This is a genomic window from Dulcicalothrix desertica PCC 7102 (assembly GCF_003991905.1).
Lineage (GTDB): Bacteria > Cyanobacteriota > Cyanobacteriia > Cyanobacteriales > Nostocaceae > Dulcicalothrix > Dulcicalothrix desertica.
The window spans coordinates 1-14,724 of the sequence record NZ_RSCL01000034.1 but is presented as its reverse complement, the minus strand read 5'-3'; the positions used below and the strand labels follow the sequence as shown (position 1 = coordinate 14,724).

Genomic DNA, 14,724 nt, shown 5'->3' with positions numbered 1-14,724 from the left:
ATTATTGGTTATTAAAAATCAGGGTGTAAAATAACATTTTATATGCGTGTTATTAGCAAAAATAAGCTTAGAGAGTTTTGGGAAAAACATTCCTCTTCTAAAAAAGGACTACTATTATGGTATGAACGTGTGTCTGATGAAAAATTCGATAATTTGAAAGATTTACGACAAGTCTTTGCATCAGCCGATTTAGTTGGTAATTTTACTGTTTTTAATATTGGTGGCAATAAATATAGGCTAATAACCTATATAGATTATGGATTATGAATCCCAGATAGCATTTATACGTGCTGTACTTACCCACGCCGAATACGATAAGGATACCTGGAAAGATGACGACTGGTTTAAAAGCGCCTAGCAATTATTATCTTGAGCTAATTACTACTTTTCCTCCGCGTCCAATTACTAACGAAGCTGAGTTAGTAGCTACTCAAGAACGAATCGATTCTATTTTAGATAAAAAAAATATTACTCAGGATGACAAAGACTATCTAAAAGTGCTTGGTACTTTGGTTTATGACTATGAACAACAGCATGAACCTATGCCTGTTTTAAAAGGAATTGAGATGATAGAAGCTTTACTAGAAGAATCTAACCTCCAGCCTAAAGATTTAATATCAATTTTGGGCACTGATACTAAAGTTGAAGAAATCTTGAGTGGTAAAAGGGCGCCAAGTCAAGATGAAGTTGAAAAGTTGGCTAATTTTTTCAATGTATCTCCTAGACTTATTTGCCAAAAAAATATGATTGACGCCTCATTGTAAGCTTTGAGCAAACGCTGCTAGCATTAATATAATCCATATAAAACAAATATATGCCTGACTCAACTACCTATATCGAAGCTTGCAATAACTTTGATAAAATTTATGAGCAAGCACTCTCAACCCGTGAACCAGTTGTAGTAACGCTCGTAAGGCGCCGAAAGCGTTGCAGTTATTCCAACCGCAGAACTTAACAGCATTATTGAAACTGCCTATTTATTTCAGTCACCTGAAAATGCATCACGTTTGGTTGCTGCTATTGAACGCGCTTCATCACAGACCTTTAAACCAAGAACAGTAGAAGAGTTACGTCTGGAGTTTGGACTTGTCGAAGAAGAGTAAAAAATTTAACATTGGATTATTGCTATAGCTGACTTTAATTTTTGGTTTTGTTATGGCTTCTAAATTTCTAGGAGAGCATATTTGGGTAAAAAAGATATTCAGCAATTAGAAGCTGTTGCTCGTGAATTTGATATGACAGAGGAGGAGAGAAGAGACTTTGGCGATTTTATTGAGGAAGAAAAAGAGTCTGGGAATGTTGGAACAAAACATGAGCGTGGGGACTTTACTTACCAAGAACTTAGGCAAAAAGCTCGTGAATTTTTAGGATTAGGATAATATTAAGTGAAGTAGATAAAATATGATAGAAACTCAAGTCAAAGATATAATTAAACCTAGCGATTTAAATCAGCTTCTCCAAATAATGAATGGATTAATTGGAGAAACCTGTTGGAAGGCTAATTTAAGCTATGGAGATGAATTAACTCTTCATATTGGAGAAAAAATACCTTACTTGCAAAAATCAATGGCAGGTAAGGAAAAAGGAGCGTGGATATTAGGTACAAGAGCAACCCAATGGCAACTTAACTGTTTAGATAAAGTTGTAGTATCTTCCGACGATGACCCGGAGGGAATTAAAAACAAAATAAATATTATAAAAGACAATACTATAACTAACGTGAAAATTAGCTATCCAAATCTGATTTTGACTGTTAGTTTTGGGAATAAATGTGATTTAATATTATTTCCTGATAAAGAAGATACTGATTTACCTTACTGGGAAGTTTTCACTCCTGACCAAATGGTTATCAAAGTTGGTCCTAGTATAATATGGTCTATTAAAAGTTCAAAAACAAAAATCACTAGCTAACGATTAGTATAATTATTGTATATTTATAATAAGTAAATAGGTTTATGTCTCACATACATTTTTTTACCACAGAGGCGTCGAGGGCACAGAGGAGAATAAACCAACCACTAGTGATACAGTGTAGAATTTCGCTCTTTACTCACCTTTGTACTCATTTTTAAATCTTGCCATAGCTAATTTTAAAGCTTCATTTGGTTCTAGTGGATTTTCGATTAGAGATAGAAATAAATCTCGGTCTATATCGCTTAAAATACATTCGTTGTTAGTCTCACATCTAGCCTCTAACTGTTTTTGCTTTTTGTTTGCGTCTTTCATTTTGGGAACCCTCTGTTTATTTAATTGGTTGGTGGTGCGTTACGGGCCTGAAGGTTGCTCGCGCGCGTTGCTGGTTTGTCGTGCCGTAACGCACCCGAAGATTATATATACGTTACAGATTAGAGTTCGCTAAATTTATCTGTGGCGCCTATTAAAGCGCTGGCAATTCCTGGTTCGCTCATTGAGTGTCCAGCATCTGGTACTACTATTAATTCAGCTTCTTGCCATGCTTTGTGTAGTTCCCATGCTGATATCATTGGACACACTACGTCATATCTACCTTGGACTATTACAGCGGGAATATTACGAATGCGGTCTACGTTTCTTAGTAGTTGGTCGTCGTGTTCAAAGAAGCCTTTGTTGATAAAGTAATGGCATTCGATACGTGCAAATGCATCGGCAAATTCACTTTCGCCAAAGGTCTGCATTAAGTTTTTATCTATAAATAATCTGCTTGTACTTGCTTCCCATATTGACCATGCGCGCGCTGCAGAGAGTCTTACTTTCATATCATCGCTTGTTAAGCGTTTGTAATATGCTGTGAGCATATCGTGTCTTTCTTCAGGTGGGATAGGTTTTAAATATTCTTCCCATGCATCTGGGAAAATATTACTGGCGCCTTCTTGGTAAAACCAGTCTATTTCCTTTTTCCGTAGCATGAAAATACCACGTAATATTAACCCTTTACAGTGTTCGGGATGAGTTTGACTGTAAGCTAGTGATAATGTACTTCCCCAACTGCCACCAAAAACTACCCATTTATCTATATTTAAGTGTTCGCGTAGTTTTTCAATATCAGCAACTAACTCCCATGTTGTATTTTCCCGTAGTTCAGCATGAGGTGTACTTTTTCCGCATCCTCGCTGGTCGAACATTATTAGGCGCCATTTTTCCGGGTTGAAGAACTGACGATAGAAAGGAGGACACCCACCACCTGGCCCACCGTGTAGCAGTACTACTGGTTTACCTTGAAGATTACCAGATTCCTCATAATGAATTGTATGTAAATCAGAAACTTTTAATTTACCCTCGTTTAAAGGTTCTCGGTGTGGGTATAATTCGCGCATAGTTAGGATTATATTTAACAATTAATAAATAATTTTTACCCTATAACGAGAGAAACTTCAAACCACAGATACAGAAATAACCCATTGCGCGTCAATTATTCTTTAAAAGAAAATCAAGTGCGGGCACTCGTGAGAAATGAATAGCAAATTATCCAAAGTTGGTGTAGTTGGTGCCGGTCGTGTTGGCGCCGCTGTTGCAAATGCTTTAGTTATGATGGGTGTATGTGTATCGGTTGTATTATATAACCGCACAAAAGATAAAGCAGAAGGCGAAGCGTGGGATATTGAAGACGCAATTCCTTTACTCGAAGAATGCGATATATTACCTACAGATAAATACGAAGATTTTGCTGATTGTGATGTTATTGTTATCACAATTGGCGCCCAGGCTTCAGAAGGTCAAAGTCGTTTAGAGTTATTGAGTGATAATGCTGATATTATGCGCTCGACGATTAAAGAACTTGACCGAGTGGCGCCGGATGCGATTTTAATTATAATTAGCAACCCAGTTGATGTACTAACAAGGATTGCTATCAAAACTTCAACTCGACCAGAAAACTTAATAATTGGTTCAGGAACAGTTTTAGATACTGCACGAGTACGTTATCAGCTAGGTAAGTTAATTAATATTAGTAAACAAGATGCTAATATATATGTTATTGGTGAACATGGTGATACTTCAGTTATTGTTTGGTCAAATGCACTAATTGGCGCCATTCCTTTAGAAAAGTTTTCACTTCCCCAAGGTACGTCTTTAGATAAAATAAAATCTGAATATGTTGAGAACACCCGTAAGCGTGCGTATGCGATAGGAGAACGCAAAGGTGGTACTAGTCACGGTATCTCTACTGTAGCCGCTCAACTAGTTGATACTGTTCTGCGGGATGAGAAACAAATATTTACTGTGTCAGTAAAAGCAGATTCTGAATATAAAATAGGTGAGGAAGTAGTTTTGGGTCTTCCGTGTATTATTGGTAAAAAAGGTATCGAGCGCAAGTTACATATACCATTAAGTGAAGAAGAACAAAGCGGGCTTGAACATTCAGCAGAAAAATTGAATGAAGCTTATGAGTCTGTGATGTAATTGGTTTTGATCCCCCCCAACCCCCCCTTAATAAGGGCTACCGTGTACACATAAGTCTTAAAAAGCTCTTGTAGCAGGGGTGGCAGGGGTAGCAGGGAGGAAAAAGCATGGTTTTTAAGGCTTTTCATCTCCGCATGTATTCACATAGTCTAGCGGCATATGCTTGCAACCTGAAGTATCAATACTTATTTAAGGTTGCCCATTTTTAGTATAAATTATTTCACTAAAAATTAAATTACGTAGTAATACTTAAGGTTAAAAAGCTCAAAAAAACTTGATATGTAACAAGTACAAACATTTAATCTGTCGAAATTACTTAACAAAAAGCTTCTTCATTGGAAGTCCTAATTATATAAGATTGCGATTTTACACAACCCATCCTCAATATAAACGGAATACTTGTACCGAATAGGACTTTTGAGGTAGCATTAAATTAAGTGCAAATTTAATGCTATCTTTATCTTATGCTAAACATTGGTCGAGATATTCATTCACTTTCAAGCTTTAAGCGCAACACCTTAGAATTTATAGAGCAAATGAAGCAGAGCGGAAATCCTGTAGTACTAACAGTTAACGGTAAAGCCGAACTTGTAGTTCAGGATGCACAATCTTACCAAAAGCTGCTTGATACCTTGGAAAGGCTAGAAACGATTGCAGGAATAAAGCAGGGTTTGGAGGATGTAGAAGCGGGTAGAACAATTTCTCTAAGCGAATTTGAGCAAGAAATGCGGAAAAAATATGGCATTTCAAGTTAAGGTCACTCAAACTGCTAGAACAGAAATTGACACAGCTTATTCTTGGCTGAACGAGCGTAACCCAGACTATGCGGATAAGTGGTTTCGCGGACTGATGAATACTATTGCCAGTTTGCAAGAAAAACCCCGACGTTGCGCCCTAGCTCCTGAAAATGATGCTCTTGCTTCGGAAATTCGCCAGCTTCAAAACGGTAAATCAAGAAACAAGTACAGAATTTTATTCACCATTCGCGAGGATACAGTGTTTGTGCTTCATGTACGTCATAGCTCGCAAGCTCCTTTAACAAGTGAGGAAGTATTGGAGGAGGATGACTTCTTATAAAAACTTGTATCTTGCAGGGCAAGAGCTACCTCAATATATTAGGGAACGAGAATAATGACATCAATCAAGCTATTTGCTGTATACTTGGGTGGTCATGCCAAGGGTTGTAATATTGAGGTACATGATGTTGTATTTGCAGTTGGCGCCGACTTACACTCAACATTCCCGATACTCGAGAAAAAGTGGTTTGGCATTCGTAAGGCTTTACATGTCGATGCTTGGGTTGAATTGAATTATGTAGATGGCTATCAAATAGATGTTTTACCTGCGGATGCGTTAAGTAATGAAAGTGATTTAGCTGAGAGTGCTTTGAAATTGTATTTTATCAACTTCGGCGCCTATGAGCCTAACTTTTTTGGGGAAGTACATCAGTCAGGGTTTTATGTAGCAAGTAGCAAAAAAGAAGCTCAGGCAAAAGCAAGAAAACAACTTTGTTTAAAGCTAAAACAGCGTCATCATGATGATACTATTGTAATTGAAGATAGTATTGCGGATGTTGATGATTGTATTGAAATAAACAATGTTGATAAATGGAAACTTACATTTACTCCTACAGATATTAAAGAAGAATTTCCTCCAAAATGTGAATATATTAAGTTATCGTAGTTTCTCAATAACAAGCAGTTTTACTGCTAAACTAAATAAACTGTATACTATATAGTACTATTGAGACAAAATTCCTTACTTAAATGCAAAAATATGAAAATTACACCTGAAGGACAAGTAACTATTCCCGCTGAAATACGAGATAAATTAGGGCTTTTACCCAACACTGAAGTCGAATTTGAACTTATTGGAGATGTGGTCTACTTAAAAAAAGCTAATTCAAATCTTACCGCTGGCGAAAAACTAGTAGACATGATGCGAGGTAAAGCAACAGTAAAAATGACTACCTCTGAAATTATGTCACTAACTAGAGGAGAGGAATGAAAAAAATACTGGTTGACAGCAACGTTATTCTCGATATTGTCACTGAAGACCCAAATTGGTTTGATTGGTCAGCAAATAAACTAGCTGAATATGCACAGTTAACTCAGCTTAATATAAATCCCATTATTTATGCTGAAGTGTCAACCGGGTTTGAAAAAATAGAAGAACTAGAAGCTGTTTTGCCTATCAATATTTTTCAACGTTTGAATTTACCTTGGGAAGCAGCTTTTTTAGCAGGAAAATGTTTTATTAACTATCGTAAAAAAGGCGGAACAAAGCAGTCTCCTTTACCAGACTTTTACATCGGTGCCCATGCAGCAGTCAAAAATATGATGCTTTTAACCAGAGATGTTAATCGCTACCGTACTTACTTTCCAAACTTAGAACTTATAGTTCCCGAATCTTAAATATGACTGGAGTAATACTTAAGTACCACAGAAAAGGTGTTGTTAGATTAAGGCGCCCCTTTAATGCCAAAATTATATTTGCTTTGTAACGGCAACGTTATAAATGTCTCTTTATAATAGCTAAATCATTAAACTAAAGGCTATGGGCAGGCAACGTATTCTTTCTGGAGTTCAACCAACTGGTAACTTGCATTTAGGTAACTATTTCGGCGCCATTCGTAATTGGGTGGAGATTCAAGACCAGTTCGATAATTATTTTTGCGTGGTGGACTTGCACGCTATTACTGCACCTCACAACCCGGCAACGCTGGCAAGCGATACATATACTATTGCAGCGTTGTATTTGGCGTGTGGTATTGATTTACAGTACTCCAATATTTTTGTGCAGTCGCATGTTTCTGCCCACAGCGAACTAGCTTGGCTACTTAACTGTATTACACCCATGAACTGGCTTACAGATATGATTCAGTTCAAGGAAAAAGCTGTTAAGCAAGGGGAAAACGTTGGTGTTGGGTTGCTCGACTATCCTGTGTTGATGGCTGCGGATATTTTGTTGTACAACGCTGATAAAGTACCTGTGGGTGAAGACCAAAAGCAACACCTCGAATTAACGCGCGATATTACTGACAGGTTCAACCATCTATTTGGCAAGGGCAAAAAGGTATTAAAGTCTCCTGAACCAATGATTCGTAAAGACGGCGCCCGTATAATGAGTCTCACTGACGGCACTAAAAAAATGTCGAAGTCAGACCCTGCGGAAGGTAGTCGTATTAATTTACTTGACTCACCCGATGAAATTACCAAGAAAATTAAACGGTGTAAAACAGACCCGATACGCGGTATTGTGTTTGATGACCCTGCGCGCCCCGAATGTCAGAATTTGCTGACAATATATATGTTGTTGTCGGGTAAGGCAAAAGAAGACGTAGCAGCAGAATGTGCGGATATGGGATGGGGAGATTTCAAGAAGTTACTGACCGAAACAACGATAAATGCTCTAAAACCAATTCAAGATAAATACGCGGAAGTCATGGCAGATAAAGGTTATTTGGAGTCGGTACTGCGTGAAGGGCGCCAAAAAGCCGAAGTTGTTGCAAACCAGACTTTAAAAGACGTAAAAACAGCAATGGGGTATTCTCTGCCACAATGAGCTTTCCACTTGGGGTCAAGTTGTGTTACAGCTGTACTTAGAGTGAAAATGCTCATTGTTATGCTTGATACACTAACACCAATTACTCCAGTAAAAGTCAGTTCATTTCGTGCTGCTGCTAGGAACGGCGAGTTTCTAGTAACAGCAGAGGTTTGCCCACCGAAAGGAGGTAATCCGCAACACATGCTCCAAATGGCGGCGACCCTTAAGGGGAGGGTTCATGCCGTCAATATTACCGATGGTAGCCGTGCTGTGTTACGTATGTCTCCGCTAGTGGCGTCAGCAATTTTACTTCAAAACGGTATCGAGCCGATATGTCAATTTGCATGTCGGGACAGGAACCGTATTGGATTACAAGCTGATTTGATGGGCGCCCATGCATTAGGAATTCAAAATATCCTAGCTTTAACAGGCGACCCTGTAAAAGCAGGCGACCACCCCGATTGTAAAGCCGTCTTCGACCTCGAAGCTGTGCGTTTGTTGCAAGTTATTCAAAAACTCAATTTAGGAGTAGATTATAACGATAAACCCCTGACCGATGGGGCGTTAGACTTATTTGTAGGCGCCGCAGTTGACCCGCAATGTAAAAGTTGGTCGGGGTTGCAAAGTCGGTTTGAGAAAAAAGTAGAAGCAGGCGCCCAATTTTTCCAAAGTCAGCTAATAACTGATTTTGAAAGATTGGAAAAATTTATGGATACCATAGCCGCTGGGTGTAATAAACCCATACTCGCCGGAATATTCCTGTTGAAATCAGCCAAAAACGCCGAATTCATCAACCGGGTAGTACCAGGAGTAAATATACCCCAGCATATTATCGATAGATTAGCGCAAGCCAAAGACCCCTTATCCGAGGGAGTAAAAATTGCTGCTGAACAAGTGCAAATCGCGCGGCAACTCTGCCAAGGCGTGCATATGATGGCAGTCAAACGCGAAGATTTAATCGCGCCAATCTTAGATATGGCAGGGGTTAAACCAGTAAGTATGGTTGTAGCGAAGTAAATTAATCATCTTGTGGGGTGGGCATCCTTGCCCGCTCTGAGTTTAAGACGGGCGAGCGAGGACGCCCATCCCACAAGAAATGAGTGGAGATTTTTTTATTTGGGAATCCCTTAATAAGTTGTAATTTTGTCGGTATTGCAGTTGATCCCCTTTTGGTTCAACACTTTGGCAGTATTGGTATCTAAGTTAATCACTTTTTAAGCACTCTCATCGATTGCAGAATCTGAATATCTTGCGATTTTCTAGTTCAAATCGTCTAAAAATGCTGAGTTTATAACTTGTAGTACTAAAGCTCTATATATAAAATTTGATAGTATCCATTTACCATTAGAGGCGCATAGTACACAAACAGGAGGCAGTGTTTCGTAGATCAACATTTAGTAGTATTAACCATGTATCAACGGTTGCTAGCTGATGTAGTATAACAAAAGACTGTTAGTACAAGAACTTGGCTTGAAGATGATGACTTGAGTTCTGATACAATAATAATTATTCATGCTAGCAGTAAAGAGCATGTGCAGGGGCATATCTCTTGGATACAGGAACGTCTAAGAACTGGTGTGCAAGATGGAATAGAGCTTTGGAACCGCAGAGAAGAATTATTTCCATCTTTAACTTTTTGTGATAGTGTAAGACAGCAATTGCAAAGCTTTAACACTGGTAATCCTTTATTAAGGCAGGTTGTAAACCGATTGTTCGCACTAGAGAAATCGTGCAAAAGTTGGACAGAAGGCGCCTTCGATTTTGATACGCTTTCTTGTAAAGCATCTCCAGAAAGTGAGTCGAGGTTAAAACGCTTTCAATCGCAGCTAACCTTTAGATGTCCTGATGGCGTAAATCGAAACTTCAGCTTACATGTGCGAATGACACCAGGAGCTTGGCGTCTCTATTTTTCTACAGAATTCGGGCCTGGGAAGCTAGTAATCGGTTATATCGGTCTCAAAATTCAATAATCTTGTTTCCTAAATAAGTAAGTGAAGATTATTTATTACACAATGTTGCTGTAAGTTTAAATGTCGCAAAGCAGCATGTAACGCTAAAGAATTCGAGTCAAGGGTAATAATTTACTTGCGTAATATTACTTGATTTTATTTTTAATGAAGGTAATTTTTTTCTTATTCATGTATTTTGAAAATGCTGTATATCATAAAATAGCTACCTTTATGACTTTATATAACTACCCACACGCTATAATTACAACAACAATTTAATAAATAAGAGTCAACTATACCTCAAGTTTTATAAACATACAACAAATAGTAGCTATGTAGCTTATAGAATAAATTACGTGCGGAGTTTTTTATGATACATTCTTTATTATTAAGAAATTTCACAGTTTTTGAAGAACAGCTTTTAAAGTTTTGTCCACTGACTTTAGTGTCAGGATTTAATAATACAGGTAAATCCTCGTCATTAAAATCGTTGTTATTATTAAGACAATCGTATCTACAAGGAGTTTTAAGTGAGCGTTTAGCATTAAATGGTGATTTAGTATATCTAGAAACACTCCAAGATATATTTTTTGAAGGAGCAAAAGACAAATTTATTGAATTTGAAATTTTTAATCATAATCAAGAAAAAAGGTGGCAATGGCGTTTTGCATATGATTTAGAAGCCAATGTTTTAGAAACTAAAATAGCGCCTGCGATTTCAGAAATAGATAAATTTTGTCTATTCGGTAGTTCTTTTCACTATCTCCAAGCAGAAAGGATAAGTTCCTTCAACGTTCATGATTCTGTAGTGCGCCAAGATTTTCAAATTGGAACAAAAGGTGAGTATACAGCACATTTTTTAAGTGTATTTGGAGACTGGGATATTAATACAGTAAGTCTTGAGCGAAAAAATTATTTACAAGAAGTTAATATCGCTTGTGAATATTCTGAGCAAAGCACTCTGAACAAATTATCTCATCCACAGGCAAAATCAATTTGTTTGAAAGACCAAGTAGGAGCATGGATAAGCGAAATAAGTTCCGGAAATAAAATTTGTATTACCTCAAATGAAGATATTGATTCAAGCAGTCCACAATATTCGTTTGAAATAAAAAATCATAACAGCAAAAAATATCACTCTACAAATGTAGGATTTGGCATTTCTTCCACTTTGCCAATTGTAGTTGCGCTACTTGCGTCTCCTCCAGGTTCGTTGATTATTATCGAACATCCAGAGGCACACTTACATCCTAGCGGACAAACTAAAATCGGTAAGTTAATAGCACTTGCAGCAAGCAGTGGAATTCAAGTAGTTATTGAGACACATAGCGACCACATTTTAAATGGTATTCGTCTATCAGTCCACGGGGGTTTAATTAAACCAGATGATGTGCAATTAAACTACTTTCAACGTCGTGAAACAAAAGACAAAGTTGTAACAGAAGTAATTTCACCAAGTATTGATAGAAACGGTAGAATTGACCGATGGCCGGACGGTTTTTTTGACGAGTTGGAAAAGAACCTCGTGGTTTTGTTAAAACCAGCAGGACATTAAAAATTATTAAAACCACACAGACGCTATTGACACAGAGAAATAATTGCTATGTACACGCATTTGATATAACAGGTAAAATTAATATAGGAGATAAAAGCGAAAACCATCATGACTATAGCAGTCAAACACATTACCTTAGACGAATTCCTACAATTACCCGAAACCGAACCTGCTTCCGAGTACATAAATGGAGAAATTAATCAAAAACCGATGCCACAAGGAGAACATAGCCGACTTCAAGGTAAACTTGTCTCGACTATTAATGAAGTTACAGAACCTCAAAAAGTTGCCCTAGCATTACCCGAACTGCGCTGTACATTTGGCGGCGCCACTGTAGTTCCCGATGTTGCTGTATTTCGATGGGAACGCATACCCAGAACTGAGTCTGGGAGAATTGCCAACCGCTTTGAAAGTCATCCTGACTGGGCAATAGAAATTCTTTCACCAGAGCAGAGCCAAACTAAAGTTCTCCGTAACCTGCTGCATTGCAGTAAAAATGGTACAGAACTAGGGTGGTTAATTCTTCCAGATGAAGACGGCATTTTGGTTGTACATCCTAACCAACGTGTTGAGCTACTAGAAAGAACTGATATACTGCCTGCAATTAGTAATATTGACCTATCTCTAACCGTCGAACAAATTTTTAGCTGGCTAAATATTTAAATTTGAATTAACAAAAGAAAAACTTTAAACGTATATTAAGCTACGATACGACGAAAGTTAGAATCATCTATTGCTAGATACCTTCTCTTCCTTCAGCTATAAAACTTACTTTCTCGTTACATCTATCTTAAAAATGGGAAGTCGTTTGGTGTTTCTCATGTTGCATCGCTTTACAGAACAAGGCTTAGTTTGTATTACTCAACCTCATCACGCTATTATTGCGGGAGAATTAGCGCGCGCTTGGAGTAATGAACAATTTGGTAACTTTGCTCCTTTCGATGAAGTTTGTCTAGGCGCCTCTCTACATGATATTGGTTGGGTTAAATGGGAGCAAAAGCCGACGCTAAACCCTGAAACTGGCTATCCTCATAAATTTACACAGTTACCAACACAAGTACACATAGATATCTGGTCGAGTGCAAAACAGCTTGCACTTCCGTTTGGGAGATACGCAGCATTACTTGTCTCGTTGCATGGTACAGGGTTGTATGAAAGGTTTAGTAACTGGCGAAACTCAAAAGAAGCAAAAACTATAGTGCAAGATTTTCTTAATAAAGAGGTAGCATTTCAAGAGCAAATTATCAATATTCTTAATCAAGATGAATATTTCGCACCATATGCAGCGCCGTCCATTATCAAACGCAACCAACAACTCGTAGCAACTTGGGATAGTCTCTCAATAATTCTATGTCAAGGATTTACTGAGAAAGAGGAAGTAACAAAAGTTCCAACAAGTGATGGAGAAACTACACTCGAATTAACCTTGCTAGAAACGAAAGGCAATTGTAATCATATAGCAGTATCCCCTTGGCCATTTCAGCAAAGCGAAGTCAAACTTGTTTATGAAGGAAGACTTTTACCGCACACCTTTGACGACGAAGCAGCTATGCAAGATTATCTAAACAGTAATTGCTGGATAACTTTAAGCACTGTATTGAAACCACTTTAAATTTTATACAACTAATATTAAAAATAAATACTGTAAACTTCAGTTAATATCGCTGGTATAGTAATTTTGACCTACGAGCCAAGACAATAACGCATTTAAGTGTATATCAATCAAAGAAAAGAACAATTTAGTGTTGCCTACGTTCGTGCAATAGCGGCTTTAGCTGGTTATTCTTTTTACAAACCGGAAATTGACGATGATAGTGTGGACTTAGGAATTGTTGGTAGAGACGGGACAGGGCCGCTTTCCTCTCCACGACTAGAATTACAATTAAAATGTACTTCTAGGGACATCTTAGGTAGTAACAGTCTTAAATACCCTATTACTATCAAAAACTATAAAGATTTAATAAAAAATGCTTTTGTCCCACGAATATTAATTATTGTTGTAGTGCCAGATGAGTTGTCAGAATGGATACAACAAAGCGAAGAGGAACTGTGTCTTCGATATTGTGCTTACTGGATATCATTACGAGGTATGCCAGAAACAAAAAATACAAACAAAGTTACAATTGAAATACCACGTAGCAATCTGTTTACTGTAGAAGCTCTGCAAGATATTATTGAACGTATTAGTTTCAGAGGTTTACTATGAAAGTTACTGTCCGAGATAGCAGTGTCCTCAGAACTGTAGAGCCTCATATATTAGAAGCTCACTTAGAAACTGCTGGTTGGCGAGAAACTGCTCGAATTTTAGATGGCGCCGCAGGTGTGTGGAGATTAAAAAAAGATGGATTTTATGAATTTGAAATACTATTACCTTTAAAGCCAGATTGGGTTGACTATGCCGCACGCATTAGTGATGCGTTGAAGATTTTAGAAGAAGTAGAAAATCGTTCGCAAATTGAAATATTAGGGGAATTAATTACTAATGCGAATAATATAAAAATTCAGGGATTCGTCACGCATGTTGAGAAGCATAATAACAAAATGAGTGGTAAAATAACATTATTTGGTATTGTTTTTGACAAGCTAAGGAAGATTAATGTTTCGCTTGCAGATGATGAATATATTATAGCAATTATTGCTTATCAAGAACGTTTACCAGTTTTATGTATTGGCGATTTGAGCAAAGTAGATAATGTTTTTACTTTAAATAAATTACAAAAATTTGAATTAGATAATATTTGAAAAATTATGGCTCAATTAATAATCGAAAATTTAGACCCTGATGTGATAGAAAAGTTGAAAGCACTTGCTCAACAGAATGGTAGGTCTTTGCAAGAGCAATTGAAGCATATTTTAAAACAAGCAGCAGAAACGGCAGTACAATATCACACAAGTGGTAACATGGTGAAAGTCAGAGAAACAGTAGCTCGTTCACAAGCTAGATATGTTGGCAAAAGTTTTAGTGATAGCAGTGAACTTATTCGTGAGGATAGAGAGCGATAGTTGATATGTTTCAATCACAGAAAATTCTATCTCCATGACTTTTAGATGCTACCCTTCGGGAAAACTGCGTTAACGTTCCTCAGCATGACTTTTAGATGCTTTGTACCTCAGCATGGCTTTTAGATGCTTTGTACCTCAGCATGACTTTTAGATGCTTCGTTCCTCAGCATGACAGAAGTTTAGATTTTTCTAGTTTGGAGTATAGATAGCTGAAAGAGTAAAAGATAGGACAAAAAATCATCAGACATGCTAGACATGTTGTACATTTTAGACTAGACTTAAGAAGTAGTCTAG

Annotated in this window: 23 protein-coding genes; 21 read left to right on the top strand and 2 right to left on the bottom strand. The window is 37.5% G+C overall.

What is annotated here, in order from left to right; all coding sequences use genetic code 11:
- Positions 1 to 42 precede the first annotated feature (42 nt).
- The 6 genes from DSM106972_RS43605 (at position 43) to DSM106972_RS43585 (ending at position 1,911) form a co-directional block, all read left to right on the top strand.
- Positions 43 to 267, top strand: coding sequence for a type II toxin-antitoxin system HigB family toxin (locus tag DSM106972_RS43605; protein ID WP_325052273.1), 225 nt, complete (start codon positions 43 to 45; stop codon positions 265 to 267).
- Entirely contained in the window at positions 257 to 358 is a 102-nt protein-coding gene (locus DSM106972_RS56080) for a type II toxin-antitoxin system HigB family toxin (protein ID WP_411675395.1), read from the top strand. The genes DSM106972_RS43605 and DSM106972_RS56080 overlap by 11 nt, the downstream gene beginning before the upstream one ends.
- The gene (locus DSM106972_RS43600) at positions 333 to 764 is read left to right on the top strand and encodes a helix-turn-helix domain-containing protein (RefSeq protein WP_127086570.1); all 432 of its coding nucleotides are present in this window, start codon (positions 333 to 335) and stop codon (positions 762 to 764) included. Before DSM106972_RS56080 ends, DSM106972_RS43600 begins: the two co-directional genes overlap by 26 nt.
- Before the next feature lie 50 nt (positions 765 to 814).
- Positions 815 to 955: a hypothetical protein gene (locus DSM106972_RS54360; RefSeq protein WP_233787056.1), complete on the top strand. Its 141-nt coding sequence runs from the start codon at positions 815 to 817 to the stop codon at positions 953 to 955.
- Positions 956 to 1,184: 229 nt separating this feature from the next.
- The gene (locus tag DSM106972_RS43590) at positions 1,185 to 1,379 is read left to right on the top strand and encodes a hypothetical protein (RefSeq protein WP_127086569.1); all 195 of its coding nucleotides are present in this window, start codon (positions 1,185 to 1,187) and stop codon (positions 1,377 to 1,379) included.
- Positions 1,380 to 1,401: 22 nt separating this feature from the next.
- Positions 1,402 to 1,911 carry a hypothetical protein gene (locus tag DSM106972_RS43585; protein ID WP_127086568.1) on the top strand — a complete coding sequence of 170 codons (510 nt, stop codon included), beginning with the start codon at positions 1,402 to 1,404 and terminating at the stop codon, positions 1,909 to 1,911.
- A 135-nt stretch (positions 1,912 to 2,046) separates the two neighbouring features.
- Here the strand turns inward: DSM106972_RS43585 and DSM106972_RS43580 are convergent, their stop codons facing one another.
- Positions 2,047 to 2,226, bottom strand: coding sequence for a type II toxin-antitoxin system TacA family antitoxin (locus DSM106972_RS43580; protein ID WP_127086567.1), 180 nt, complete (start codon positions 2,224 to 2,226; stop codon positions 2,047 to 2,049).
- A gap of 119 nt (positions 2,227 to 2,345) precedes the next feature.
- Complete coding sequence (gene pip / locus DSM106972_RS43575) at positions 2,346 to 3,293, bottom strand: prolyl aminopeptidase (RefSeq protein ID WP_127086566.1); 948 nt, start codon at positions 3,291 to 3,293, stop codon at positions 2,346 to 2,348.
- Between the two features lie 136 nt (positions 3,294 to 3,429).
- Here pip and DSM106972_RS43570 point away from each other — a divergent pair, with 136 nt between their 5' ends.
- The 15 genes from DSM106972_RS43570 (at position 3,430) to DSM106972_RS43500 (ending at position 14,430) form a co-directional block, all read left to right on the top strand.
- Entirely contained in the window at positions 3,430 to 4,377 is a 948-nt protein-coding gene (locus DSM106972_RS43570) for an L-lactate dehydrogenase (RefSeq protein ID WP_127086565.1), read from the top strand.
- A gap of 464 nt (positions 4,378 to 4,841) precedes the next feature.
- Positions 4,842 to 5,132 carry a type II toxin-antitoxin system Phd/YefM family antitoxin gene (locus DSM106972_RS43565; protein WP_127086564.1) on the top strand — a complete coding sequence of 97 codons (291 nt, stop codon included), beginning with the start codon at positions 4,842 to 4,844 and terminating at the stop codon, positions 5,130 to 5,132.
- On the top strand, positions 5,116 to 5,454 hold the full coding sequence (locus DSM106972_RS43560) for a type II toxin-antitoxin system RelE/ParE family toxin (RefSeq protein ID WP_127086563.1): 339 nt from the start codon (positions 5,116 to 5,118) through the stop codon (positions 5,452 to 5,454). The genes DSM106972_RS43565 and DSM106972_RS43560 overlap by 17 nt, the downstream gene beginning before the upstream one ends.
- 54 nt (positions 5,455 to 5,508) lie before the next feature.
- The gene (locus tag DSM106972_RS43555) at positions 5,509 to 6,060 is read left to right on the top strand and encodes a DUF1543 domain-containing protein (RefSeq protein WP_127086562.1); all 552 of its coding nucleotides are present in this window, start codon (positions 5,509 to 5,511) and stop codon (positions 6,058 to 6,060) included.
- A gap of 93 nt (positions 6,061 to 6,153) precedes the next feature.
- Positions 6,154 to 6,384, top strand: coding sequence for an AbrB/MazE/SpoVT family DNA-binding domain-containing protein (locus DSM106972_RS43550; protein WP_127086561.1), 231 nt, complete (start codon positions 6,154 to 6,156; stop codon positions 6,382 to 6,384).
- Complete coding sequence (locus DSM106972_RS43545; protein ID WP_127086560.1) at positions 6,381 to 6,791, top strand: type II toxin-antitoxin system VapC family toxin; 411 nt, start codon at positions 6,381 to 6,383, stop codon at positions 6,789 to 6,791. The genes DSM106972_RS43550 and DSM106972_RS43545 overlap by 4 nt, the downstream gene beginning before the upstream one ends.
- A 142-nt stretch (positions 6,792 to 6,933) precedes the next feature.
- On the top strand, positions 6,934 to 7,941 hold the full coding sequence (trpS, locus tag DSM106972_RS43540) for a tryptophan--tRNA ligase (protein ID WP_127086559.1): 1,008 nt from the start codon (positions 6,934 to 6,936) through the stop codon (positions 7,939 to 7,941).
- 48 nt (positions 7,942 to 7,989) lie between these two features.
- Complete coding sequence (locus DSM106972_RS43535) at positions 7,990 to 8,940, top strand: methylenetetrahydrofolate reductase (protein WP_127086558.1); 951 nt, start codon at positions 7,990 to 7,992, stop codon at positions 8,938 to 8,940.
- A 467-nt stretch (positions 8,941 to 9,407) separates the two neighbouring features.
- Positions 9,408 to 9,893 (top strand): hypothetical protein, encoded by a 486-nt coding sequence (locus tag DSM106972_RS43530; RefSeq protein WP_127086557.1) that lies wholly within the window; start codon positions 9,408 to 9,410, stop codon positions 9,891 to 9,893.
- Positions 9,894 to 10,242: 349 nt separating this feature from the next.
- Positions 10,243 to 11,427, top strand: a complete 1,185-nt coding sequence (locus tag DSM106972_RS43525; RefSeq protein ID WP_127086556.1) for an AAA family ATPase — start codon at positions 10,243 to 10,245, stop codon at positions 11,425 to 11,427.
- 108 nt (positions 11,428 to 11,535) lie between these two features.
- A complete protein-coding gene (locus DSM106972_RS43520; RefSeq protein WP_127086555.1) occupies positions 11,536 to 12,090 on the top strand; it encodes a Uma2 family endonuclease in 555 nt (184 codons plus the stop codon).
- Between the two features lie 133 nt (positions 12,091 to 12,223).
- Positions 12,224 to 13,039, top strand: a complete 816-nt coding sequence (locus tag DSM106972_RS43515; protein WP_325052272.1) for a DUF3891 family protein — start codon at positions 12,224 to 12,226, stop codon at positions 13,037 to 13,039.
- 99 nt (positions 13,040 to 13,138) lie between these two features.
- Positions 13,139 to 13,633 carry a DUF4365 domain-containing protein gene (locus tag DSM106972_RS43510; RefSeq protein WP_127086554.1) on the top strand — a complete coding sequence of 165 codons (495 nt, stop codon included), beginning with the start codon at positions 13,139 to 13,141 and terminating at the stop codon, positions 13,631 to 13,633.
- Positions 13,630 to 14,169: a hypothetical protein gene (locus DSM106972_RS43505; protein ID WP_127086553.1), complete on the top strand. Its 540-nt coding sequence runs from the start codon at positions 13,630 to 13,632 to the stop codon at positions 14,167 to 14,169. The genes DSM106972_RS43510 and DSM106972_RS43505 overlap by 4 nt, the downstream gene beginning before the upstream one ends.
- A gap of 6 nt (positions 14,170 to 14,175) precedes the next feature.
- A complete protein-coding gene (locus tag DSM106972_RS43500; RefSeq protein ID WP_127086552.1) occupies positions 14,176 to 14,430 on the top strand; it encodes a FitA-like ribbon-helix-helix domain-containing protein in 255 nt (84 codons plus the stop codon).
- Positions 14,431 to 14,724: the final 294 nt, after the last annotated feature.